Origin of the sequence: Microbacterium sp. NPDC064978 (assembly GCF_044543605.1) — a bacterium.
In the GTDB taxonomy this organism is placed as follows: domain Bacteria; phylum Actinomycetota; class Actinomycetes; order Actinomycetales; family Microbacteriaceae; genus Microbacterium; species Microbacterium meiriae.
This window is the reverse complement of record NZ_JBITWF010000002.1, coordinates 509,505-534,178: the sequence shown is the minus strand read 5'-3', so window position 1 is coordinate 534,178 and position 24,674 is coordinate 509,505. Positions and strand designations below refer to the sequence as shown.

Sequence of the window (24,674 nt, the reverse complement as noted above, 5' to 3'; positions counted from 1 at the left end):
TGGCGAGGATAGGGCCGAGGGCCGCCTGCGGCCACCGGGTTGCCTCGGCTCGGGCCGCCGGGTAGAGGCGGTAGGACGCGGATGCCGCGACCGCGCGGGGTGCGCAGCCGCGGCATCCGCGGATTCGGATCCTTGCGTCAGGGCGTGGCCCGACGGAACGCGAGGAACGAGATGACGCTGAGGACGGCCACGACCACGAGCCCCCAGAGCGCGAGGCCCACGGCGCCGAGGTCGAGGATGCCGAGCCACACGTCGCCCCACAGCTCGAGCCGTGTCACCAGGTACACGACCCCCACGAGGAGGAGCGCCAGGGCGACGCCGACGATGGTGAGGACCATCGGACCCCAGCTCTTGTAGATGGTCGCGCCGGTGAACCCGACCACGAAGAAGAACAGGGCGAGGGTGAAGTAGACGACGAAGGCGCCGAGCGGGCCGGCCTCCCACAGCCACGGCAGGTGGAACACCCAGCCGTTCACGCCGTAGCCGTTGGTGGCGAGCTCGATCGCACCGCCCAGGAGGAACAGCACCCCGAGCAGTGCGCTCCCGAGGATCGCGGTCAGCAGCGTCCCGATGAAGAACTCGCGCCGGGTGACGCTCATGGCCTGCGAGAACGGGAACGTCAGCGTCATGGCCGACAGACCGATCGCGAAGAAGTACCACAGCGGCGCCTGGCCGCCTCCGCCGTACTTGGGGGCATCGCCCGGGATCATCGCGTAGATGAGGACCGAGATCACGACGGCGGAGCCGAGGATGATCAGCGGGACCCAGACGAAGGTCTGCCGGTTGATGAGCTGCAGTCGGATGACGTTGAGTGTGCGTCGCATCAGCGGACTCCTTCCGTGGTGGCATCGGCTCTCGTGGCGCCGCGGCTCTCGGCCTTCTGGGTGAGGCGGACGATGAGCTGCTGCAGCGAGACGGGGGCGAGGTCGAGACCCGCGGCCCGCACGTCGGCGCGGTCGTCGGCGGTGAGGGTGCCGAGCACGGTGGCCGAGGCGACGCGGCCGAGCTCATCCCGGTGCAGCACCTCGCGGCCGGCGGTCCAGGCGTCGACCCTGGTGGCGTCGCCGACGACGGTCACGGCGCGGTCGCGGACGGCATCGGTGTCCTCGTTCAGGAGGATCTGGCCGTTGTCGATCACGATGACCTTCTCGATGAGGTTCGCGACCTCGTCGATCAGGTGCGAGGAGAGGATGATCGTGCGCGGGTGCTCCGCGTAGTCCTCCACGAGCCGGTCGTAGAAGATCTGTCGGGCGACGGCGTCGAGCCCCAGGTAGGGCTCGTCGAAGAACGTGATCTCGGCGCGCGAAGCCAGGCCGATGATGACGCCGACCGCGGAGAGCTGCCCGCGGGAGAGCTTCTTGATGGTCTGCTTCATCGGCAGCTGGAACTCCGCGATGAGCTCGTCCGCGAGGTCCTGGTCCCAGTGCGGGAAGAACAGGCGCGCGGCGGCGAACGCGTGCCGCGGGGTCGCGTCGTCCGGGTACTTCTGGCTCTCCCGGACGAAGCAGATCCGGCCGAGCACGTGGGCGTTCTCGTACGGGTGCTCGCCGAACACCTTCACAGTGCCGGAGGACTCGAAGTTCTGCGCCGTGAGGATCGACATGAGTGTCGTCTTCCCGGCACCGTTGCGGCCGAGGAGCCCGTAGATCGAGCCTCCCTCGAGCGAGAGCGACACGTTGTCGAGCGCCCTCTTCTCCTTGTAGCGCTTGGTGAGGTTCTGCACCTCGATGACGGCGGTCATGCGGGGTTCTTCCCTTCTGGGGTGGGGGCGGATGCGGCGCGCTGCCGGAGCAGGTCCGCGAGGTCTTCCGCGCCGAGACCCAGCGTGCGGGCCTCCGCGAGGAGCGGGTCGATGTAGCGGTCGGCGAAGGCCGCGCGGCGCTCGCCAAGGAGCAGTTCCCTGGCGCCTTCCGAGACGAACATGCCGATGCCTCGGCGCTTGTGGAGCACTCCCTTGTCGGTGAGCATGGCGACTCCCTTCGCAGCGGTGGCGGGGTTGATGCGGTAGAACGCGGCGAGCTCGTTCGTCGAAGGGGCCTGCGCCTCCTCGGCCAGCGAGCCGTCGAGGATGGAGTCCTCGATCTGCTCGGCGATCTGGAGGAAGAGCGGCTTGCCTTCTTCGATCACGAGTCCTCCGTGGTTGCTGGGTTACTTACTTGACTAAGTAACCATGGGACCCGGTTCCGTGTCAACCCTCTCCTTCGCGGGCAGGCACAGCTTCGGAGATCTCTGTCGACACGCCGCCTGACGGGCGGTCCGGGCGGCGTGCCGGCCGTCAGCTCCGAAGTTGTGCACGGGGGGGGCGAGGCGGGCCGCGTACAGTGGGCTGGTGCCGGAGTTCCCCTACAGTCGCCTGCGTCGCTGGCCCGACGTCGAGGCGGACAATCTCCAGGCCCACGATGCGACCGACCTCCTGCTTGTGGAACGCGCACTCGCGCTCGACGTGCCGGGGTCCGAGACGGTCGTGATCGGCGACGAGTACGGCGCGATCACGCTGGCTCTCGCGGCTGCCGGGCGCTCCGGGATCCGGGTGCACCAGGACCTCGCGACCGGACGCCGCGCACTCGCCCGCAACGCCGAGGAGCTCGGGAGCGGTGGGTTCACCCCGCATGAACTCGACGAGGGCCTGCTCGCCGGTGCACAACTGGTGCTGCTGCAGCTCCCGAAGGCCCTCGCCGAACTGGAGGAGATCGCGGATGCGGTCGCCCGGTGGGCTGCGCCTGACGTGGTGCTCGTCGCAGGCGGTCGGGTGAAGCACATGACTCTGGCGCAGAACGAGGTGCTGGGGCGGAGCTTCGCCCGGGTACAGGCGCAGCGCGCCGAGCGGAAGTCGCGGCTGCTCGTCGCCTCCGAGCCGCTCCCGGTGCCCGAGTCGCCGCCGTTCCCGGTCACCGCGCGGCACGGCGACCTCGTCCTCGTGGCCCACGGCGGCGCCTTCGCCGGGTCCCGCCTCGATATCGGCACCCGGGTCCTGCTCGAGGTGCTCGACCTCGACGGTCCACAACTGAGGAGAACAGAGGTGACACGCGCCGAGAACGAGCGGAACGGCGGTGAGAGCAGCCGTTCTTCCGGAGTTGTGAACGGCGGACGCCGCGTGCTCGACCTCGGCTGCGGGACCGGAGCGCTCGCCGTGTCCTGGGCGCTCGCCCACCCGCAGGACCGCGTCGTCGCCACAGACCGCTCGGCCGCCGCCGTCGCCTCCGCCCGTGCCACCGCGTCGGCGAACGGCGTGGCCGACCGGGTCGAGGTCACGCACGACGACGCGGGTTCGGCGCTCGCCGCGGGGAGCTTCGACACGGTGCTCTTGAATCCGCCGTTCCACCTCGGCGCCAGCGTGCACACCGGCGCCGCGACCCGCCTGTTCGAGGCCGCCGCGCGTCTGCTCCGACCGGGCGGGGACCTGTTCACGGTGTACAACTCGAGCCTCGGCCACCGGGCCGAGATGAGCCGTCTGATCGGCCCCACCGACCAGCTCCGGCGCACCCCGAAGTTCACCGTGACGCGCACCGTCCGGCGCCCGTGAGTACGCCGCACCGAGATTGCTAGACGCTCGTACTATCCCCCGGTCAGCGGCGGAAACCCGGGTACGTCCGTGGAGCAGGATTTGCCGCTGACCGGCCATTTCGTTACGTTGGTCTGCGGGCCTGACGGCCCATAGACCAGTCCGCGGTCACGTCCTTCCTTCGATGAGCTGTGCGGCGAAGAGGCGTGGGCGTACGGTCGATCCCCTCTGCGGCGGATCCGAAATCCGCCGCCTGTGCCGCCACAGCGAAGACGTCGAACGGCCTCGTGAGGATCACCCGGGCGTAACCGAAGCAGGCTCAGCCACCCGAAGGCCGAGCCGCAGGGGAAACGTGTCCGAAACAGCACTCGAAGCGCGCCATCTGTACAAGGTGTTCGGGAGGAATCCGAGCGCCGCCGTCCGCCGACTGAAGGCCGGGGAGAGCCGCACGGCCGTCGCCGATGCGGGGACCGCCGCGGTCATCGACGCCAGCTTCACCGTCAACCGCGGTGAGATCTTCGTCATCATGGGCCTGTCCGGATCGGGCAAGTCGACCATCATCCGCATGCTCAACGGCCTGCACGACATCACCGCCGGCACCGTCACCGTGGGCGGCGACCCGATCACGGGGATCCCGGCCGCGCGCCTGCGCGAGATCCGCCGCGACCGCATCTCGATGGTGTTCCAGCACTTCGCGCTGCTGCCGCACCGCACGGTCGCCGCGAACGTCGCCTACCCGCTCGAACTCAAGGGGGTCGGCAAGGCCGAGCGCCAGGCCAAGGCCGAGGAGATCCTCGCCCTCGTCGGACTCGAGGGGCAGGGAGACAAGCTGCCCTCCGAGCTCTCCGGCGGCATGCAGCAGCGCGTCGGCATCGCCCGCGCCCTCGCCGCCGACAGCGACATCCTGCTCATGGACGAGGCCTTCAGCGCGCTCGACCCGCTGATCCGCCGCGAGATGCAGGAGCAGCTCCTGGAGCTGCAGCAGAAGCTCCAGAAGACCATCGTCTTCATCACGCACGACCTCAACGAGGCCATGTTCCTCGGCGACCGCATCGCCGTCATGCGCGACGGGCGCATCGTGCAGATCGGCACGCCGGAGGACATCCTCATGGACCCGGCGAACGACTACGTCGAGCAGTTCGTGCAGGACGTCGACCGCGCGCGCGTGCTCACCGCCGCGAACGTCATGGAGCGTCCGCGCCCCGTCGTCGCCGAGTCGGCCGGTCCCCGCACGGCGCTCCGCCAGATGCGGGACGCCTACATGTCGGCGACCTACGTGGTCGGCAAGGATCGCCAGCTGGTCGGCGTCGTCACCGACCGCGACGCCGTGAAGCTCGTCCGTCAGGGCGCCACGCGCCTCGACTCGATCATCAAGCCGGTGCTGCAGAGCGTCCGCGAGGACGACGTCCTCATGAACCTGTTCGTCCCCGCCGTCGAGTCGCCGCTGCCCCTCGCGGTGACGGATGCCGACGGCCGCCTTGCGGGCGTGATCCCGCGCGTCACCCTGCTCGCGGCGCTCGGTCCCGGGCCCGGAGCGACCGAGGAGATCCTGCTGCCGATGACCCCCATGCCCCAGGCCGAGATCGACGCCGTGCTCGACGACGGATGGACGGCCGAGCCCGGCCCTTCGACGAGCTCAGGGACCCAGGGTGGGTTCGGCTCAGAGGCCCAGGTCGACACGGAGGAGGTGCGCTGATGGACGGTTTCCGCATCCCCGTCGGCGACTGGGTCGCCGCCGGCGTCGACTGGATCACCGCCAACCTCGACGGTCTGCTCGACGCGGTCTCGTTCGTGGTGAGCTTCCTCGTCGACGGCCTCACGCGCCTGCTCCTCACCCCGCATTTCGCGGTCATCATCGTGATCGCTGCGCTGATCGCCTGGGTCGTGCGCTCGTGGCAGCTCGCGATCGGCACGATCCTGTCGTTCGGGCTCATCGTCGCCATGGACCTCTGGGTCCCGGCGATGCAGACGCTCGCGCTGGTCCTCGTCGCCGCCGTGGTGGCCGTGCTGATCGCGGTGCCACTGGGCATCTGGTCGGCGCGCAACGCGACGGTGCGCGCGACGTTGAAGCCGGTGCTCGACTTCATGCAGACCATGCCGGCCTTCGTGTACCTGATCCCTGCGATCGTGTTCTTCGGCATCGGTGTGGTGCCCGGACTCGTCGCCACCGTGATCTTCGCGCTGCCTCCCGGCGTGCGCCTGACCGAGCTGGGCATCCGCGGTGTCGACGCCGAGACCGTCGAGGCCGGACACGCCTTCGGAGCGACGCCGAGTCAGATCCTCCGCGGGATCCAGCTGCCGCTCGCGATGCCGACCATCATGGCCGGCGTGAACCAGGTCATCATGCTCGCGCTGTCGATGGCGGTCATCGCCGGTATGGCCGGAGCCGACGGGCTCGGGAAGATGGTCGTCGAGGCGATCTCGACGATCAACATCCCCAAGGGTGTCGAGGCGGGACTGGGCGTCGTGCTCATCGCCGTGTTCCTCGACCGGGTGACCGCCGCTCTGGGCGCGCCCGGCGAGAACCGCTCCTCGCTCCTCGGCATGCTGAGGCGTCGCGGTTCGTCCCGGCCTTCCGCTCCCGTGGCGTCGGAGCCCGCAGCCTCCGCGCCCGCCGACTCCGCCCCGACCGAGTCCGAGCTCGCCCGCGCCTGAGCGCCCCGCCCCGCGCCCCCGTCTCCGTCCCCCACCCCCTTTCGTCCGGTGCGGGATGGAAAACGGGCGCGTGGGCGCGGCTCCCGGCACGGTTTCGATCCGGCACAGCTGTCCCGCGGCCTCGTCCGCACCTCCTGAATCACATACGGAACGCAAGAGAGAGAGTCACATGAAGAAGAAGATCCTGACCATCACCGCCCTCGGTGCAGCCGCAGCGCTCACCCTCGCCGGATGCAGCGGCGACGGCGCCGGTGGCACGAGCGGCGGCGGCGACGGTGCCGAGGACAAGGGCACCATCACCCTCGGGTTCCTGCCCTCCTGGACCGACGGCCTCAGCACCGCCTACCTCCTGCAGGACCAGCTCGAGAAGATCGGCTACACGGTCGAGATGAAGACGCTCACCGAGGCCGGCCCGCTCTACACCGGACTCGCGCAGGGCGACGTCGACATGTACCCGTCGGCGTGGCCGGAACTCACCCACGCCTCCTACATGGACACCTACGGCGACGACATCGAAGACCTCGGCACGTACTACAAGAACGCGAAGCTGACCCTCGCGGTGCCGGAGTACTCCGAGCTCACCTCGATCGAGGACCTCGCGGGCAAGGGCGCCGACTTCGACGGCAAGATCTACGGCATCGAGCCGGGTGCGGGCCTGACCGCCCAGACCCAGAAGATGATGCCCGAGTACGGCCTCGACGGCGAGTACGAGCTCGTCACCTCGTCGACCGCGGCGATGCTCACCGAGCTGAAGACCGCGACCGACAAGAAGGAGGACATCGTCGTCACGCTGTGGCGTCCGTTCTGGGCGAACGACGCCTTCCCCGTGAAGGACCTCGAGGACCCGAAGGGTGCCATGGGCGAGGCCGAGGGCCTGCACTTCCTGGGCACCACGGGCTTCGCGGACGAGTTCCCCGAGGCGGCCGAGCTGATCAAGAAGATCAAGCTGGACGACGAGCAGTACGGCGCGCTCGAAGACCTCGTGGTCAACGAGTACGGCGAGGGCAAGGAAGCCGACGCGGTCGACGCGTGGCTCGAGGAGTACGGCGACCAGTTCGACTGGACCGTCACCAGCTGACACCCGTCGCACCTCTCGAAGGAGGGTCTCCCGCAGCGGGAGGCCCTCCTTCGTCGTGGGTGACCCTTTTCGCTCGCGGTCACGGTCATGGTCGCGCTCAGCTATTCCGATCGTCCGGTCTGATCGCGCTGTCCCCCGAAGGGGGGACAGCGCGCCTACGACAGCCCGGGTACTGTCCTGTACAGGCGGGATGTTGAACTCGATACAAGAAGAGGTATCTGATGAATCGACAGAACCGATTCCCGCGCGTCGGTATCGCGAGCGTCGTCATAGTCGCCATGCTCGCTTCCTCCGGGGGTGTGGCAGCGAACGCGTTTGAAATCGACGGTACGGAGGAAGCCGTGGATGTCGTCTCGTCCGCCGCGGAGATCCATCCGCAGGCAGATGAAGTGACGCAGGTGCCGTTGCAGCCTCTGAACGGAGCGCTCGTCTCAGCCGGGGAGGACGCAACCGTATCCGTGCCTCGCGCCTTCTCGGACCCGATTGAAATCTCGCCGGCCGGTACGTGGGGAGGGGAGCTGACGGGCCTCACGATCGGTCTGCCTGAGCAGGTTCAAAGCGCTGAGGTGTCCGTTGCACAGGACGGGAGCGCGGTGGGCGAGGGGTCAGAGGTGACCGGGGTGATTCAGGCACTTGAGGGTGGTTTGCGCATTAGCACGGTCATCACCGGCCCGGATGCGCCCGGACGCTTGTCGTATGCGCTGCCCGACGATGTGGATATCGCGATCAACGAGGACGGCTCGGCTTCATTGAGCAGAACTGCCGTGGACGACGGCACTGAGGTACTCACCGCAATGATCGGAAGGATTGGCACACCGTGGGCTACGGATGCGAGAGGCCAGCGCATCGCGACGCACTACGAAGTCTCCGGCAGCAAGCTCGTCCAGGTCGTCGATCACCATCAGGGTGGCGGTTAACGTCACATCCTTGGCAGGCGCGCTCCTTGGCTTCGGTGCGGCACTCCTTAATGTCTGCAACATCAAGAGCCGTGGTGTTTGGGTAGGGCACACCTGGGTGACTGGAGTTCTGCCCTTCGCCCCTACGGTGATGCGGTCCGGCTACTTCTGCGTGCCCAATTAGCGTGAAAGGGTCTCCTGCGGTGGAGAAAACCATGACCAATATGTTGTTAGCGGCGCTGATGGTTTTGTCCACGGGCGCCTTGATGTCGACCGACCTTCGCCATATACGAGTGGTGCACGTAACGCTGTGGGGGCTCATGCTCTCAGAAGTCGCCCTCCTCGCTCTGCTGGTCTTCGTCGATGGAGCGAGTGCTGCGGGGTGGGTGCCGCTGATCCTCTGCATCGTCGCGGGAGTGAACGTCGCATTGTGGATCGGAGCTATCGTCCGGTCGTCGGGAGGAGCCGGTAGCGAGATCTGACACCCGTCGCACGTCTCGAAGGAGGGTCTCCCGCAGCGGGAGGCCCTCCTTCGTCGTGGGTGAGCCCCCCTTATGCTCATGCCCGGAAGGTGGAAGCATGGCCCGCACTCGCCGACCCGCCCGGGTCGCGGAGGGGGGAAGAGACCGATGTGCACAGGACTGAGCTTCACGACCGCCGACCACTACTTCGGGAGGAACCTCGATCTGGAGTTCTCCTACAACGAGACGGTGACCGTCACGCCGCGGAACTTCCCGTTCCCGTTCCACCGGCTGCCGTCGTTGCCGACGCACCACGCGATCATCGGGATCGCCACGATCGCCGACGGCTACCCGCTCTACTACGACGCGGTCAACGAGAAGGGGCTCGGCATGGCCGGGCTCAACTTCCCGGACAACGCGCACTATCCGGCACCGGGGTCGGGGGATACCGAGGTCACGCCGTTCGAGTTCATCCCCTGGGTTCTCGGACAGTTCGAGACCGTGGCCGAGGTGAAAGAGGCCCTGCGGTCGGTGAGTCTCGTGGACATCAACTTCAGCCCGGAGTTCCCGCTGTCGCCGCTGCACTGGATCATCGCCGACAAGAGCGCGTCGATCACGGTCGAGAGCGTGCGCGGCGGCCTCAAGGTGTATGACAACCCGTGGGGCGTGCTCACGAACAATCCCACGTTCGACATCCAGAGCTTCCGGCTCAACGACTATCAGCACCTCTCGAAGCGGCAGCCGGAGAACACCTTCGCCTCGGACGTCCCGATGGACCTCTACAGCCGGGGCATGGGCGGGATCGGCCTGCCGGGCGACCTGTCGTCGTCGTCGCGGTTCGTGAAGGCGGTGTTCACACGCATGAACTCGGTGTGCGGGACGTCGGAGTCGGAGTCGATCAGCCAGTTCTTCCAGATCCTCGGCTCGGTCGCCCAGCAGCGCGGGTGCGTGCAGGTCGGCGATGAGGACAAGTACGAGATCACGATCTACTCGTCGTGCGCCAACACCGCGACCGGCGTGTACTACTACACGACCTACGAGAACAGCCAGATCACGGGTGTGGACATGCACAAGGAGGATCTCGACGGCTCCGAGCTCGCGGCGTATCCGCTCGTGAAGGGCCAGCAGATCGCGATGCAGAACTGATCTCCGGAACGCGCAACCCCCTCATCGGCCGGCGGGTCGCGGCGTAGCCTGTGGCCGTGGACGGGTTCGCGGCGGTCGACTTCGGGTTCGCCCGCGAGGTCCTGCAGCGGGGCATCGCGGCGCTGTACCTCGTCGCGTTCGTCTCGACGCTGAACCAGTTCCGTCCGCTCCTCGGCGAGCATGGGCTCCTGCCCGCGCCCGTGCTGCTCGACTGGGTGACGCAGAAGCGCGAGCGCCGGAAGCTGCTGCACCCCACGCTCTTCACCCGCGTCCGCTACACCGACCGGCGCCTGGTGGCCCTGTCCTGGGCGGGGATCGTCGTCGCCGCGCTGCTCGTCGTCGGGGTGCCGCAGCTCGGACCGCCGTGGGTGCCGATGCTCGCGTTCCTCGCCCTGTGGTTCGGCTACATGTCGGTGGTGAGCGTGGGGCAGACGTTCTACTCGTTCGGGTGGGAGATGCTGCTGCTGGAGGCGGGGTTCCTCGCGGCCTTCCTCGGCTCGAACGACCAGCCGCCGCCGACTGTGGTGATCGTGCTGTTCTGGTGGCTGCTGTTCCGGCTGGAGTTCGGCGCCGGGATGATCAAGATCCGCGGCGGACGCGAGTGGCGCGACCTCACCGCGATGACCTTCCACCACGAGACCCAGCCGATGCCCGGGCCGCTGAGCCGCCAGGCGCATCTGCTGCCGCGGTGGTTCCACAAGCTCGAGGTGGTCGGCAACCACATCGCGCAGCTCGTCGTGCCGTTCTTCCTCTTCGCGCCGATCCTCACCCTCTGGCTCCCCGACAGTGCTGGCTGGGTCTCTGAGCCTGTCGAAGGGGCCGCGTGGGTCGGTGCCGTCGCCGGGGGGATCGTGATCGCGACGCAGCTGTGGCTCGTGCTCACCGGGAACTTCGCGTGGCTGAACTGGGCCACGATCGTGCTCGGGTTCTCCGCGATCGGCCTCCCCGGCATCGGGACTCCGGAGCGGACGCCGGAGACCTCGCTGCCGTGGACGGTGTCGGGCATGCCGCTGTGGTGGGTCGTGGCGACCTCGGCGGTCGGGGTGCTCTTCGTCGTGCTGAGCGTGCCCGCGGTGCGCAACCTCTTCGCGCGACGGCAGCTCATGAACGCGAGCTTCAACCGCTGGCAGCTCGCCAACGCCTACGGAGCCTTCGGCACGGTCACGCGGGAGCGGGTCGAGATCGTCGTCGAGGGGTCGGACGACGAGGAGGGCCGGCACTGGCGCGAGTACGAGTTCCGGGGGAAGCCGGGGGACGTGCGGCGGATCCCGCGGCAGTTCGCTCCGTATCATCTGCGGCTGGACTGGCTGATGTGGTTCCTGCCGCTCGGGCACTCGCTGGACGACTGGTTCTCCGTGTTCCTCGTGCGGCTGCTGGAGGCGGATGCCCCGACGCTGCGGATGCTGCGCGTCGACCCCTTCCACGGCGAGCGGCCGCGGTGGGTGCGAGCCGTGTCCTACCGCTACCGCTTCACGACCGGCGTCGAACACCGTGCCGACGGCGCGGTCTGGGTCCGGACGGGTCGCCGGGTGGTGCTCGGTCCGGTCGGGCTCCGCTGAGGTCGCAGATCCGCACGAGGTCGCACGGATTCCGGGCGAAGCTGCGACCTCAGCGAGAATCTGCGACCTGACGCAACCCGACGCGACGGAACGCGGCCGGGAGAACACGCGCCGAGCGCGGCGAAACGCCCCGGCCGGGGAGAGTCCCCGGTCGGAGCGTTCCGGATCGCTGGACGTCGATCAGCTGACCTTCTTCCGGTAGGAGATGATCGCGAAGACGTAGGCGACCGCGAGGATCCCGACGCACCAGGCGAGAGCGACCCAGATGTCGGACCCGACCGGCTCCCCCGCGAACAACGCCTGGATGGAGTTGACGATCGAGGTCACCGGCTGGTTCTCCGCGAACCACTGCACCGGAGCCGGCATGGTGTCGGTCGGCACGAACGCCGAGCTGATGAACGGCAGGAAGATCAGCGGATACGAGAAGGCGCTGGCCCCGTCGACGGTCTTGGCGTTCAGGCCCGCGATGATCGCCAGCCAGGTGAGCGCCAGGGTGAACAGCATCAGGATGCCGATCACTCCGAGCCAGGCCCAGACGCTCGCCCCGGTGCGGAAGCCCATCAGGAACCCGACCCCGAAGATGATCGCGAGGGTGATCGCGTTCGCCGTGAGGGACGTGAGCACGTGGGCCCACAAGACGCTCGACCGGGCGATCGGCATGGAGTGGAACCGCTCGAAGATGCCGCTCTGCATATCGGTGAACAGCCGGAACGCCGTGTAGGCGATACCCGACGCGATCGCGATGAGCAGGATGCCCGGCAGCAGGTAGTTCACGTAGTTCTCGGCCCCGGTGCTCTGCTGGAGCGCGCCGCCGAAGACGTACACGAACAGGAGCATCAGGGCGATCGGGGTGACTGCGGTGGTGATGATCGTGTCGGGGCTGCGGAAGATGTGCCGCATCGAGCGGCCGGTGAGCGTCGCCGTGTCGGCGGCGAAGTGCGTGGTCATGCTGCATCTCCTCTCTTCGCCTGGGTCCCTGAGCCCGTCGAAGGGCCGATGAGGCTGAGGAAGATCTCCTCGAGGGTGGGCTGCTTCTCGACGTACTCGACCTTCGCGGGCGGAAGGAGCCGCTTCAGTCCGGCGAGGGTGTCGTTCGCGATGATGCGGCCCTCATGCAGGATCGCGATGCGGTCGGCGAGCTGCTCCGCCTCATCGAGGTACTGCGTGGTGAGCAGCACGGTCGTGCCGCCGCTCGCGAGTTCCTTCACGACGTCCCACACCTCGATGCGCGACTCGGGGTCGAGGCCCGTGGTCGGCTCGTCGAGGTAGATGACATCGGGGTCGCCGACCAGGCTCATCGCGATGTCGAGTCGGCGTCGCATCCCGCCGGAGTACGTGCCGACCTTGCGACCCCCGGCCTCCGTGAGCCGGAAGCGTGCGAGGAGCCGGTCGGCCACCGCACCCGGGTCGGGCAGGTGCCGCAGCTTCGCGACGAGCACGAGGTTCTCGCGTCCGGTGAGGATCTCGTCGACCGCGGCGAACTGCCCGGTGAGGCTGATCCTCTCCCGCACGCCGAGGGGGTCCGCCGCGACGTCGATGCCCTGCACCGACGCGGCGCCGGCATCCGCCTTCAGCAGCGTGGAGAGGATCCGGACCATCGTGGTCTTGCCCGCGCCGTTCGACCCGAGGAGGGCGAAGATCGATCCCCGCTCCACCTCGAAGTCGACGCCGCGCAGCACGTGCAGGTCCTTGTACGACTTCTCGATGCCGCGGACGGAGATCGCAGGCGTCGTCATGATTCCTCCTCCTTCTTCTTCGCGTCGTCGAACGCCTTGATGAGGCGTGCGCGCTCCTTGTCGATCCACTGGCGACCGCCGTACGCCGCGGCGTAGTTCTCGGCGAACTCGACCGGGTCGTCGCCGACGATCGCGCTGACCGGGGTGCCGTCGATCGCGGCGCGCTCCCACATGTCGGCGATGTCGAGGAACATCTTCACGATGGTGTCGCCGTCGGTGAGGCCCCCGTAGGAGAGGTTGTAGCGCTGCTGGGCCTTCGCCATCTCCCGGTACGGTTCGGGGAGGGCGTTGATACGGGCCTGCGCCTGCTTGTACTGCTTCTTCTCTTCGAGTGATCCGGTGATCGCTTCGATCCACTTCGCGGCCATGCTCAGTTCTCCTTGTTCTCGGTGTCGCGCTTTTCCAGCTGTTCGATGTGCGTCTTTAGGAAGCTCCAGGTGGTCCAGAACTCCTCGAGCTCCTGTCGGCCCTGGGCGTTCAGGGTGTACACCTTCCGGGGTGGGCCCTTCTCGCTCGGCACCTTCTCGACGTCGACGAGGTTCTTCTGCTCGATGCGCACCAGGAGTGCGTAGATCGTGCCCTCGGCGATGTCGGTGAACCCGTGGTCTCGGATCCGTGCCGTGATCTCGTACCCGTAGGCCGGCTGCTCGGCGAGGAGGGCCAGCACGATGCCCTCCAGGGTTCCCTTGAGCATCTCGGTCATCTGCTTACCCATCGGTACCCTCCTCTCGTTGTTTGTCTTCCGTTCGGTACTCAGTGTTGCTGGGTACCGGTACAAAGTAACACCGAGTACCGGTACTTAGCAACACCGAATACTGAATCTCTTCGCCGAGACCCCGGGTACGCGGCGAGACCCCGGGCTGCAGACGCGAGAACCCCGGGGCGTCGACGACAACCCGGGGTCTCAGCGAAAGAGGGGAGGGAGCGGAAGCGTCAGCCGCGGAGATAGGCGAGGACGGCGAGGACGCGGCGGTGGCCGCTGTCACTGGCGGCGAGCCCGAGCTTGGCGAAGATGTTGCCGATGTGCTTGCTCACCGCGGTCTCCGTCACGAACAGGCGTGCGGCGATGGTGGTGTTGTCGAGGCCCTCGGCCATGAGCCCGAGCACCTCACGCTCCCGCGGAGTGAGGGTCTGCACGGGGTCGTCGGCGCGGCGCCGGCTCATGAGCTGCGAGATGACCTCGGGGTCCATCACGGTCCCCCCGGCGGCCACCCGGCGCAGGGCGTCGACGAACGCGGCGACCTTGCCCACGCGCTCCTTCAACAGGTAGCCGAGGCCGTCCGCCCCCGCCGCGAGGAGCTCCCCCGCGTACCGGTCCTCCACGTACGCCGAGAGCACGAGCACCGGGAAGCCGGGGCGGCGGGCTCTCGCCTCGGCCGCGGCCTTGAGCCCCTCGCTGGTGAAGGTCGGCGGCATCCGCACATCGACCACCGCCGCATCGGCCTCGTCGAGGAGGGCGAGGAAGCCCTCCGCGTCCGGCACGGCGCCGATCACGTCGAAGCCCTCACTGCGCAACAGGAGCGCGAGGCCCTCCCGCAGCAGGGTGTCGTCCTCCGCGATCACGATCCGCATGGCAGCTCCGTTCGCAGGATGGTGGGTCCCCCGGCGGGACTCGACAGGTCCATCGTGCCCTCGCACGCCTCCACCCGGCGTCGGATCCCCGCGAAACCTCCGCCCGGACGCTCGACCGCGCCGCCGACCCCGTCGTCCTCCACCGTGATGAGGAGCAGCTCGCCCTCTCGCTCGACCCGCACCGTGGCGCGGGTCGCGGCGCTGTACTTGTTCACGTTGGTCAGCGCCTCCGCGACCACGAAGTACGAGGCCGACTCGACCGCTGCCGGCACCCGACCGACGTCCGCGGCGTCGAGCGTGCACGGGACGACGCTGCGCCCGGCGAGCGAGGCGAGCGCCCCCTCGAGACCCAGTTCGTCGAGGATCGGCGGATAGATGTCGTGCACCGTGCGGCGGAGACCGGCGAGGGCATCGGTCGCCGCGTCCTGCGCGCGCCGCAACGGCTCGAGCACGTCGCCGCCCGTCTCCTGGGCGCGCTCCGCGATCCCCAGCATCATCACGACGTTCACCAGGCGGTTCTGGGCGCCGTCGTGCAGGTCGCGCTCGATGCGACGGAGCTCGGCGGCATGGGCGTCGAGGGCGGCCGCGCGGCTGAGAGTCAGCGCGTCGACGCGGGCGGCGAGGCGCGACTTCTGCGGCGTCGCGAGGAGCTTCGCCGAGACGAACGCCACCAGCCGGGCGACCACCGGCACGAGGAACAGCGCGGCCACCGCATAGGCGAGGGCGACGAGCGGCATGGTCCACGCCAGCTCCCACGACGTGACCGGGTACGGTGAGCCCACCGGGTCGTCGGCCGGGGCGAACTGCCAGTACCAGGTGACCGCGAGGCTGTTGACGGCGGACAGGGGCAGCGCGAGCGTCAGCAGCGACAGCCACATCACCGGGAAGGCGTGCACCGTGAGCCACAGCGCGTCTCGGGCGGTGGCGCGAGAGAAGGCGTAGCGGAGCCGTTCGTCGATCGTCGCGCCGCGCGGCAGCGTGCGCGTGAGCGGAGGGAGGTCCTCCCCGCGCCGGCGTCCGATCCGGCGGCGCGCCCGGTCGCTCCAGGCATGCAGCACCTGCACGACCTGCGGGAGCAGCAGCACCCCGCCCGTGATGAGCATGAGCGGCAGCAGCACGAGGATGACGCAGAACAGCGCGAGGGACACGACGGAGGCCCCGAGTTCGACGGCGAGGAACCGCGCATCGGGCAGCCATCCACGCAGCCAGCGGCGCATCCATCCGTCGTTCACCCTGCAAGTCTGCCCGAGCGCCCCGCGGCCCGCGGTAGAGCCAGCTCCACCATCGATGCGGCACCGTGCGGGATGGGAGCCGTCGCGCGGCTTTCCTACCGTCGAAGCATGACCTCCCTCTCCTCTGCGCCGCTCGTCGAAGCGGCCCCCGCCGAGGCCCTGCGCCTCAGCGGCCTCGTCAAGACCTACGGTTCCGGCAGCACCCGGGTGACCGCACTCCGAGGCATCGACCTCGCCATCGCGCGGGGCTCGTTCACCGCGATCATGGGGCCGTCCGGCTCCGGCAAGAGCACACTGCTGCACAGTGCCGCAGGTCTCGACCGCCCGACCAGTGGCACGGTGCACCTGGGCGGCACCGAGATCTCCGCGCTCACGCCCCGGCAGCTCACGGCCTTCCGCCGCGACCACGTGGGCTTCGTCTTCCAGGCCTACAACCTGCTGCCGGCGCTGAGCGTGGAGGACAACATCACCCTCCCGCTGCGCCTCGGCCGCCGCCCCCTCGATCACGGCCGGCTCGAGACGCTGCTCGACGCGGTGGGGCTCACCGACCGTCGCCACCGTCGCCCTGCCGAGCTCTCCGGCGGACAGCAGCAGCGCGTCGCAATCGCCCGAGCCCTCATCACCCGCCCGCACGTCGTGTTCGGCGACGAGCCCACCGGGGCCCTGGACTCCCGCACCGGGAAGCAGGTGCTCGACCTCCTCGCGCACACCGCGAAGGAGCTGCATCAGACCGTGGTCGTCGTCACCCACGATCCCGTGGTGGCCTCGCACGCCGACCGGGTGATCTTCCTCGCCGACGGGGCGTTCGCCGGACATCTCGACGGCGGCACCCCGCAGCAGATCACGGATCGCATGAGCACGCTGGGGGAGTGGTGATGTCGGCCGCGCCGCTCGGGCTCGGACGGATCGTCCGCGCCGACCTCCGTCATCATCGGCGCAGTCTGGCCGGGGTCTTCGTCGCCATCTTCGTCGCGAGTGCGCTCGTCACCGGACTCGGCGTGCTCGTCGAGTCCGGCATCCGCGGCGGCCTCGCCCCGCAGCGCTACACGGCGGCCGAGGTGGTCGTCGGGGCGGTGCAGCAGGTCGACGTGCCGGAGGACCTGCCGGTGCCGCTGCGTGAGCGCGCTCCCGTCCCCGCCGACGCCGTGCGCGAGATCGCCGCGCTTCCGGGCGTCGAGGCCGTGGTCGCCGACGTGACCGTGCCTCTGTCGGTGCCCGGCGGGACGGCCCCTGCCGTGGTCGAGGCGCACCCCTGGTCCGCGACGGCACTCACCGGCTTCACGCTCGCGGAGGGGCGGGAGCCCGCCGCCGACGACGAGGTCGTGGTGGTCTCCGGAGCCGGGCACGCCGTGGGCGACTCCCTTGCGCTCGCCCACGGCGGCATCGCGGCGACGTACACGGTCGTCGGTGTGGTCTCGGCGGAGAGCCTGCCGGAGCGCGCGGTGTCGGTGTTCCTGACGGACGAGCGCATCCGCGACCTCGACCCGCACGACGGGGCCCCGCAGGCGCTCGGCGTGTTCGTCGACGGGGACCCCGAGCGCACGGCGGTCGCGATCCGCGAGGCGTTCCCGGATCTGGTCGCCCGGACCGGAGACGCCAGAGGAGACGTGGAGTTCCTCGACTCGGCGGCGGCGCGCACCCTGCTCATCGCGATCGGCAGCGCGTTCGTGGGCACTTGCATCCTCGTCGCCCTGTTCATCGTCGCGGGCACGCTGTCGCTGTCGGTCCAGGCGCGTCGCCGCGAGTATGCCCTGCTCCGCGCGGTGGGGGCGACCCCGTCGCAGGTGCACGCCCTCATCGCGCGGGAGACGCTCGCGGTCGCCGTCGTCGCCGCGCTGCTCGGGATCGCCCCGGGGTACCTGCTGTCCTCCGCACTGCAGTCGGCGTTCGTGGCCGGAGGAGTCATCCCCGGCGACTTCGCCCTCGCGCTGAGCCCGTTCCCGGCGCTGAGCGCACTGGTGCTGGTGCTCGGAGCGGCCTGGGGAGCGGCACGCATTGCAGCGCGGCGCCCCGCCCGCCTCGATCCGATCGAGGCGCTGCGCGAGTCCTCGACGGGCCAGGGCCCGATCGGCCTGCCCCGCATCATCACCGGCATCGTGTTCGCCGCCGCCGGCGTCTCGGTCTCGACCGTCCCGCTGATGCTCCGCGGCGACGCAGCGGTCGGCGCCTCCGCCGGGGCCGCGATCATGCTCATCGTGGCGCTCGCGCTCCTGGGACCGTGGCTCGTCGCCCTGTGCGTGCGCCTCGTCGGGCCGGTGCTGCGTCGTTCGTCGGCCGCGGGCTTCCTCGCCGCCGCCCACACCACCGCGGGCAGTCGGCGGATGGCGGCCGCGATCCTCCCGATCGCCCTCGGCATCGGGTTGGGTCTCGTGCAGATCGGCGGGCCGGCGATCGTCGCGGACGAGGCCGCGACCCAGGCCCGGGCCGGGGTCACCGCCGACCTGCGTGTGGCCGCTCCGGCCGGGCTCTCCCCCGACGCCGTCGGCGCGCTGCGCGACGAGCCGGGGGTGACGGCAGCGACCGGCGTGGTCGTCAGCACCGCGGTGCTCGACTCGCTCGACATCGAAGGTCAGATCGAGCGCACGGAGTACGTGCTCCAGGGCGTGGACCCGACGACCGCGGACGGCCTGCTCGACCTGCGGGTGCAGGAGGGGTCCCTCACCGCCCTCGACGGCGGTGCGACCGTCGCGGTCAGCGCCGATGCGGCGCACACGCTCGGCCTCGACGTCGGCGACCCGGTGACGGGCGTCCTCGGCGACGGGGCGCCGCTGGAGGCGACCGTGGTCGGCATCTACGAGCGCGGTCTCGGGTTCGGCGATCTCACCATGGCGGTCGACCACGTCCGCGCGCACACCTCCGCAGCGCTCGACTCGTTCGCCCTCGTGTCGGTGGACGGTGACGCGCCGGCCGACGCCTTCGCCGCCGACGGTCTGCAGGTGGCCCCCGGCTCGGGTCAGAAGCCCAGCATGACCGGGGCCGTGTCGCAGCAGGGATGGGTGAGCCTCATCGGTCTGCTGGTCATCCTCGGGTACATCGCGATCGCCGTCGTGAACACGCTCGTCATGGCGACGGGGGAGCGGTCCCGGGAGTTCGCCCTGCTGCAGCTCATCGGCGCCTCCCGGGGACAGGTGCGCGCCACGATGCGCACCGAGGCGATCCTGATCGCCGCCCTCGCGATGGTCTTCGGCGTGCTGGTGGCGATCCCGCCGCTGATGGGGATGAGCTACGGCATCTCCGGGCAGCCGCTCCCGGCGATGCCCGTGCTCGGCTCCCTCGCGATCGTCGGCGGCATGGGCGCACTCGCCCTCGTCGCGCTGCGGGTCGCGACAGGGGCCGCGCTGCGCCGCCGCCCGATCGAGGAGATCGGCTCTCGCGAGTAGGCCCGCGACCACCGGGGGGCGCATCGGGATCCCGGTGCGCCCTCCGGCGTGCCGTCCCGGGGTGAAAAGCAGGGGTGAATTCCCCCGGTTCGGTCGGGGGCCTCCGCGGCAGCCGGGCAGGCTGGCGGAGGCCCGGACCGAGTCCACCCTGCCCGAAAGGGTGCTCGGCGGTCGCCTGAGGGGGCGGGGGGCTTCCGTGTGCGCGGATGCGTGCCGGAACGCGATGAATGGGGAGAGCAGTCATGGGATTCCGTGTTGCCCGCAAGGACCGCACGTCCGATGGCCTTCCGCCGGAGCGGCACAGCCGCTGGCGGGGCCGGACGAAGAGGCTGATCGGCGGTGCCGTGAGCACGGCGCTCGTCGCGTCGTCGATGATCGTCGTCGGCGGGACGCTGACCGCCGCGCCTGCCGCCGCGGCAGAGCCGTTCCTCTGCACGCCAGGAGCGGTGTACGTGCAGAGCGCCACCGAGGTGCGCGAGTTCGCCGTGAACGAGCAGGGCGGCACCCTCGGCGCCACGAGCATCGGCCTCGGCCACTCCGACAACGGGCTCGGCCTGTCGGCGGACGGAACGTACGCGTACACGGTGACCAACGTCGGCACGACAAGGTGCTGGCCAAGCACTACCGTCGGGGCGAGGGAACGACGACCCGAACGCCGTTCACGCTGGGAACCAGCCGCACAGACTCCTCTGTCCTCCGAGGGGCCGTGCATCCCGTCACGGGCGTGTACTACTTCGCCAGCGGCACGCTCGATGGCGCCATCAACCTTTATGCGTGGAACGAGAGCGTCACGCCGCAGACCTACGTGCAGGTCGGCAAGCTGCGCCCGACTACCGGCAGCAGCGCCTTCGGGGCCAACGGCGACATGGCCTTCAGTGCCTCCGGTCAGCTCGTGCTGGTCGCCGACCGATACATCTACTCCGCCGACCTGCCCGCAACGCTCCAGCCCAGCACGGCCACGATCGATGCCAAGCAGGTGCACGACATGGGCGCGGGCGTGCAGGGCAACGGCATCGCGTTCGGGAACCTCGGCCACATCTTCGTCTCGGTTGGGGGGACCAACCCGTACATCGTCGAGGTCGATCTGCCCCGCGGACAGACCGTCAACACCACCTCGCTCGGGTCCTTCTCGCCCACCGACATGGCGAGCTGCACGTTCCCGAACACGCTGACGCTGAAGAAGGATCTCCCCGAAGGCCGTCACGCCGGGACCGACCAGTTCGGGCTCCGCGTGCAGTCGCCGGTCGGCTACCAGGTCGCGCAGACCGACGCCGTCACCCGTGGCGACCGCTCCGGTCTGCAGCCGGACTACGTCGGCCCCGTGTTCACCAACCAGGGGGACACCTTCCGGCTGTCCGAGTCGGCGGCGGGCTCGACCGACCTCACGAAGTACGACGCCTCCCTCGTCTGCCTGCAGGTGAACGCCGACGGCTCGACCACCCCGGTGGCCGTCACCGCCGACGGACAGGTCACCCAGCCGTCCGGCCCGCTCGGCACCGACGTCACGTGCACCTACACGAACGTCCGCCTCGCGCCGGACCTCGCTCTCCGCAAGACCTCCGACCCCGCCGACGGCACCGCCGTGCAGCCCGGCCAGCGACTGACCTACACGGTGCAGGCCGAGAACACCGGCAACACCCGCCTCGACCCGGTCACCGTGACCGACGACCTGTCGGGTGTGCTCGCCAACGCCGAGTACCAGGGCGACGTGGCGACGGCGATCGACGGCGACCCGGTGTCGTCCGGTGCCGCCACCGTCACGGGCGACGACCTCGCCTGGACCGGTGCCCTCGAGCCCGGGCAGGTACTCACGATCACGTACTCCGTCGTCGTCGACGAGGGCGTGGAGGGCGAGCGCATCGCCAACCGCGTCACCGCATCCGGCACCCCGCCCGGCGGTCTGCCTCCGATCACCCCTCCAGCCGTCACCACCGAGCACCCCGTCGCCGGCTTCGAGGTCGCGAAGACCTCCGATCCCGCCGCGGGCACCGTGGTGGAGCCGGGCCAGACCATCGAGTACACCGTCACGGGCACGAACACCGGGGCGACCGTCCTGAACCCGGCGACCGTCACCGACGATCTCTCCGGCGTGCTCGCGAGCGCCGCCTTCAACGACGACATCACGACCACGGTCGGCGGCACCACCGTCACCACGGGCGGCGCGACCCTGACCGGGAACGCCCTCGCCTGGACCGGAACGCTTCAGCCCGGACAGACCGTGACGATCACGTATTCGGTGACCGTGGGCGACGACACCTCCGGCGAGATCCTGCGCAACAGCGTGACCGGATCGGGCACTCCCACCACCCCGAACCCGGGCGACCCGACCGGGCCGCAGGTTCCGGGTGACCCCATCGTCCCGCCGACGGTCACCACCGAGCACCCCGTGATCGGCTCCGGCTTCACGATCTCGAAGTCGGCCGACCCCGCCTCCGGCACGGCCGTGTCCGCCGGTGACACGATCACCTACACGATCACCGGCACCAATACGGGCGACACCGACCTCGATCCCGCGGAGATCGTCGACGACCTGTCGGGCGTGCTCGGCTCCGCCGGCTACAACGACGACGTCACGGCCGACCGCGGCTCCGTGCGGGTCGCCGACGCCACCCTCACCTGGACCGGCGCTATCCCGCGCGGGGAATCGGTCACGATCCGCTACACCGTGACGGTGGACGCGGGTGTCGAGAAGGCCCTGCTGCACAACGTCGTCACCGGATCGGCCACGCCGCAGATCCCGACCGACCCCGCCGACCCCTCCGGGGCGAAGACCCCGGGGACCCCGATCGTCCCGCCGGCGGCGGAGACGGAGCATCCCGTCGTCGACACGGGCTTCGAGGTCACGAAGTCGGCCGACCCGGCCTCCGGCACCGCCGTCCGCGCGGGTGACACGATCACCTACACGGTCTCGGGCGTCAACACCGGCAACACGGTCCTCGACCCCGCGACGATCGTCGACGACCTCTCGGACGTCCTCGCGAACGCGGAGTACGGCGGCGACGCGAAGGCCTCGTCCGGATCCGTCACGCTCTCCGGCACCACCCTCACCTGGACCGGGACGCTCGCTCCCGGCGACCGCGTCGACATCACCTACACGGTGACGGTGGACGAGGATGCGACGGGCGTGCTGCTCCGCAACACGGTCTCCGGTGAGGGCACCCCGCTGATCCCGACCGACCCGACCGACCCGGAGAGTCCGACGACGCCGGGCACCCCGGTCGAGACCCCGCCGGCGACGACGGAGCACCCCGTCGCGACCCCCGGGTTCACCGTCACCAAGACGGCCGACCCGGCGACGGGCACGCGCGTGGACCCCGGCAGCGTGATCACCTACACCGTGACCGGCCGCAACACGGGCGACACCGTCCTCGACCCCGTCGAGATCGGCGACGACCTGCGCGCGGCGCTGGCCCACGCGTCGTACAATGACGACGTGTCCGCCACCCGCGGCGACGTCCGCGTGGCCGCGGGCGCCCTCTCGTGGAACGGCGTGCTGCGCCCCGGCCAGGACGTCGTGATCACCTACTCGGTGACCGTCGACGCCACCGCCGGCGGCGAGACCATCGCGAACACGGCGACCGGAGAGGCGACCCCGCTGATCCCCGCCGACCCGAGCGACCCGGAGAGCCCCACGACTCCCGGCACGCCGATCGCGCCGCCGCCGTCGAGCACGGAGCACCCCGTGAACGAGCCCGGCTTCGCGTTCGCCAAGACCGTCGACCCCGCCGCGGGCACCGCAGTGGACCCCGGTGACGTGCTCACGTACACGCTGACGGCCGCCAACACGGGCCAGACGGCGCTCGACCCGGTGACGATCACCGACGACCTGTCCGGCGTGCTGCCGTACGCGACGTTCAACGCGGACGCCGTGGCGAGCATCGCGGGTGCCGCTGCGGCTCCCGCGACCCTGGACGGCACCGAGCTGTCGTGGACGGGGGCGCTCGCGGTCGGCCAGACCGTGACCGTCACCTACTCCGTGACCGTGAGCGCCGACGGCGTCGGCACCGTGATCGAGAACGCGGCGTCCGCGACGGCGACCCCGCCGGGAGGATCGACGATCACGCCGCCGCCCGGTGTCACGACCAACCCGGTCAACGAGCCCGGATTCTCGGTCTCGAAGAGCGTCGACCCGGCTGCGGGCACGGCGGTCGACCCGGGCAGCGTCCTCACCTACACGGTGACCGGCGTGAACACGGGGGAGACGGCTCTCGACCCTGTCACCGTCACCGATGACCTCTCCGGTGTCCTGGCGCACGCCGAGTACAACGACGACGCGACCGCGACGATCGGCGGCACGGTGACCACCGCGCCGACGGTGGCCGAGGGGGGGCTGTCGTGGACGGGTGCGCTACAGGTCGGCGAGACCGTCACGATCACCTACTCGGTGACCGTGCGGGCGGATGCCGGCGGGTCCATGATCGAGAACTCGGCCTCCGGCTCGGCGACCCCGCCGGGTGGCGTGCCGCCTATCGAGACGCCGCCGGCGACGACCGAGAACCCCGTGAACGAGCCGGGCTTCGAGCTGCGCAAGTTCGCGGACCCCGCCTCCGGCACGCGTGTCGACCCGGGCAGCGTCGTCACCTACACGGTGACCGGCGTGAACACGGGGGAGACGGCGCTGGCTCCGGTCCGCATCGTCGACGACCTGTCGGGCGTGCTCGCCCACGCCGCCTACAACGGCGACGCGACGGCGACCCTGAGCGACGGCACCGCCGCGACACCCGTCGTCGCGGGAGATGAGCTCACCTGGACCGGTGACCTCGCGGTCGGCGAGCGCGTCACGATCACCTACTCGGTGACCGTGCACGGCGACGCCGGCGGCGCGATCATCGCGAACACCGTCGAAGGCACGGCGACGCCTCCGGGCGGCGCCGAGCTGACCCCGCCGCCGGTGACGACGGAGAACCCCGTCGGCACCCCGGGCTTCACGTTCGTCAAGACGTCCGACCCCGCATCCGGCTCCGCCGTCGCGACGGGCAGCGTCGTGACCTACACCCTCACCGGCACCAACACCGGCGAGACGGGTCTGGACGAGGTCGTCGTCACGGACGACCTGGCCGGAGTGCTGCGGCACGCCGACCTCCGCGGCTCGGCGACCGCCACGGTGGGTGACCGTGCGGTGGCCGCGCCGACGATCGACGGCACGACGCTGCGCTGGACCGGCAGCCTCGCCGAAGGGGAGCGCGTCGTGATCACCTATGCGGTGACCGTGCACGCCGACGCGGCGGGAGCGACGCTGCGGAACGCGGCCACGGCGTCGGCCACGCCTCCCGGCGGGGAGACGATCACGCCGCCGACGAGCACGACCGAGAACCCGGTGCTGACGCCGCTCGCCCTCACGGGTGGACAGCTGGCCCCGTGGGTCCTCGGGCTCGCGATCGCCCTGCTGATCGGCGGTGCCGTGCTGCTGCTGGTGCGCCGACGCCGCATGCAAAGCTAGCGGTTCCGCCGGAGAGC

The 24,674-nt window shown here is 70.0% G+C and carries 20 protein-coding genes; 11 read left to right on the top strand and 9 right to left on the bottom strand.

Going from position 1 to position 24,674, the window contains the following annotated elements; translation table 11 throughout:
• Window positions 1-137: 137 nt before the first annotated feature.
• The 3 genes from ACIGJI_RS09420 to ACIGJI_RS09410 are packed head-to-tail and all read right to left on the bottom strand — an operon-like array spanning window position 138 to window position 2,127.
• Window positions 138-824 (bottom strand): hypothetical protein, encoded by a 687-nt coding sequence (locus ACIGJI_RS09420; RefSeq protein WP_187662887.1) that lies wholly within the window; start codon window positions 822-824, stop codon window positions 138-140.
• Window positions 824-1,741 (bottom strand): ABC transporter ATP-binding protein, encoded by a 918-nt coding sequence (locus tag ACIGJI_RS09415; protein ID WP_363445221.1) that lies wholly within the window; start codon window positions 1,739-1,741, stop codon window positions 824-826. Before ACIGJI_RS09415 ends, ACIGJI_RS09420 begins: the two co-directional genes overlap by 1 nt.
• Window positions 1,738-2,127, bottom strand: a complete 390-nt coding sequence (locus tag ACIGJI_RS09410) for a GntR family transcriptional regulator (RefSeq protein ID WP_025104181.1) — start codon at window positions 2,125-2,127, stop codon at window positions 1,738-1,740. Before ACIGJI_RS09410 ends, ACIGJI_RS09415 begins: the two co-directional genes overlap by 4 nt.
• A 202-nt stretch (window positions 2,128-2,329) precedes the next feature.
• Between ACIGJI_RS09410 and ACIGJI_RS09405 the strand changes: the two genes are divergently transcribed.
• From ACIGJI_RS09405 to ACIGJI_RS09370, 8 genes are all read left to right on the top strand, one after another.
• Window positions 2,330-3,523: a methyltransferase gene (locus ACIGJI_RS09405; protein WP_363445219.1), complete on the top strand. Its 1,194-nt coding sequence runs from the start codon at window positions 2,330-2,332 to the stop codon at window positions 3,521-3,523.
• A 331-nt stretch (window positions 3,524-3,854) separates the two neighbouring features.
• Window positions 3,855-5,198, top strand: coding sequence for a glycine betaine/L-proline ABC transporter ATP-binding protein (locus ACIGJI_RS09400; RefSeq protein WP_232089145.1), 1,344 nt, complete (start codon window positions 3,855-3,857; stop codon window positions 5,196-5,198).
• A complete protein-coding gene (locus ACIGJI_RS09395) occupies window positions 5,198-6,157 on the top strand; it encodes a proline/glycine betaine ABC transporter permease (RefSeq protein ID WP_363445217.1) in 960 nt (319 codons plus the stop codon). The genes ACIGJI_RS09400 and ACIGJI_RS09395 overlap by 1 nt, the downstream gene beginning before the upstream one ends.
• Before the next feature lie 169 nt (window positions 6,158-6,326).
• Complete coding sequence (locus ACIGJI_RS09390; protein WP_259951737.1) at window positions 6,327-7,235, top strand: glycine betaine ABC transporter substrate-binding protein; 909 nt, start codon at window positions 6,327-6,329, stop codon at window positions 7,233-7,235.
• Between the two features lie 221 nt (window positions 7,236-7,456).
• Window positions 7,457-8,152, top strand: coding sequence for a hypothetical protein (locus ACIGJI_RS09385; RefSeq protein ID WP_259951738.1), 696 nt, complete (start codon window positions 7,457-7,459; stop codon window positions 8,150-8,152).
• A gap of 182 nt (window positions 8,153-8,334) precedes the next feature.
• On the top strand, window positions 8,335-8,613 hold the full coding sequence (locus ACIGJI_RS09380; protein ID WP_280565816.1) for a hypothetical protein: 279 nt from the start codon (window positions 8,335-8,337) through the stop codon (window positions 8,611-8,613).
• A 147-nt stretch (window positions 8,614-8,760) separates the two neighbouring features.
• Window positions 8,761-9,738, top strand: coding sequence for a choloylglycine hydrolase (gene bsh, locus ACIGJI_RS09375; protein WP_187662893.1), 978 nt, complete (start codon window positions 8,761-8,763; stop codon window positions 9,736-9,738).
• 56 nt (window positions 9,739-9,794) lie between these two features.
• The gene (locus tag ACIGJI_RS09370; RefSeq protein ID WP_363445215.1) at window positions 9,795-11,297 is read left to right on the top strand and encodes a lipase maturation factor family protein; all 1,503 of its coding nucleotides are present in this window, start codon (window positions 9,795-9,797) and stop codon (window positions 11,295-11,297) included.
• Between the two features lie 180 nt (window positions 11,298-11,477).
• Here ACIGJI_RS09370 and ACIGJI_RS09365 read toward each other — a convergent pair whose 3' ends face one another.
• From ACIGJI_RS09365 to ACIGJI_RS09340, 6 genes are all read right to left on the bottom strand, one after another.
• On the bottom strand, window positions 11,478-12,245 hold the full coding sequence (locus ACIGJI_RS09365; RefSeq protein ID WP_187662895.1) for an ABC transporter permease: 768 nt from the start codon (window positions 12,243-12,245) through the stop codon (window positions 11,478-11,480).
• Entirely contained in the window at window positions 12,242-13,033 is a 792-nt protein-coding gene (locus tag ACIGJI_RS09360) for an ATP-binding cassette domain-containing protein (protein ID WP_363445213.1), read from the bottom strand. Before ACIGJI_RS09360 ends, ACIGJI_RS09365 begins: the two co-directional genes overlap by 4 nt.
• A complete protein-coding gene (locus ACIGJI_RS09355) occupies window positions 13,030-13,401 on the bottom strand; it encodes a DUF1048 domain-containing protein (protein WP_268777527.1) in 372 nt (123 codons plus the stop codon). The genes ACIGJI_RS09360 and ACIGJI_RS09355 overlap by 4 nt, the downstream gene beginning before the upstream one ends.
• 2 nt (window positions 13,402-13,403) lie before the next feature.
• On the bottom strand, window positions 13,404-13,748 hold the full coding sequence (locus ACIGJI_RS09350) for a PadR family transcriptional regulator (RefSeq protein ID WP_187662898.1): 345 nt from the start codon (window positions 13,746-13,748) through the stop codon (window positions 13,404-13,406).
• Window positions 13,749-13,966: 218 nt separating this feature from the next.
• Window positions 13,967-14,605 (bottom strand): response regulator transcription factor, encoded by a 639-nt coding sequence (locus tag ACIGJI_RS09345; RefSeq protein ID WP_187662900.1) that lies wholly within the window; start codon window positions 14,603-14,605, stop codon window positions 13,967-13,969.
• Window positions 14,593-15,837: a sensor domain-containing protein gene (locus tag ACIGJI_RS09340; protein ID WP_363445210.1), complete on the bottom strand. Its 1,245-nt coding sequence runs from the start codon at window positions 15,835-15,837 to the stop codon at window positions 14,593-14,595. The genes ACIGJI_RS09345 and ACIGJI_RS09340 overlap by 13 nt, the downstream gene beginning before the upstream one ends.
• Before the next feature lie 108 nt (window positions 15,838-15,945).
• Between ACIGJI_RS09340 and ACIGJI_RS09335 the strand changes: the two genes are divergently transcribed.
• From ACIGJI_RS09335 to ACIGJI_RS09325, 3 genes are all read left to right on the top strand, one after another.
• Complete coding sequence (locus ACIGJI_RS09335) at window positions 15,946-16,713, top strand: ABC transporter ATP-binding protein (RefSeq protein ID WP_187662901.1); 768 nt, start codon at window positions 15,946-15,948, stop codon at window positions 16,711-16,713.
• On the top strand, window positions 16,713-19,217 hold the full coding sequence (locus ACIGJI_RS09330) for an FtsX-like permease family protein (RefSeq protein WP_363445208.1): 2,505 nt from the start codon (window positions 16,713-16,715) through the stop codon (window positions 19,215-19,217). Before ACIGJI_RS09335 ends, ACIGJI_RS09330 begins: the two co-directional genes overlap by 1 nt.
• A 706-nt stretch (window positions 19,218-19,923) precedes the next feature.
• The gene (locus ACIGJI_RS09325; RefSeq protein WP_363445206.1) at window positions 19,924-24,657 is read left to right on the top strand and encodes an isopeptide-forming domain-containing fimbrial protein; all 4,734 of its coding nucleotides are present in this window, start codon (window positions 19,924-19,926) and stop codon (window positions 24,655-24,657) included.
• Window positions 24,658-24,674 lie beyond the last annotated feature (17 nt).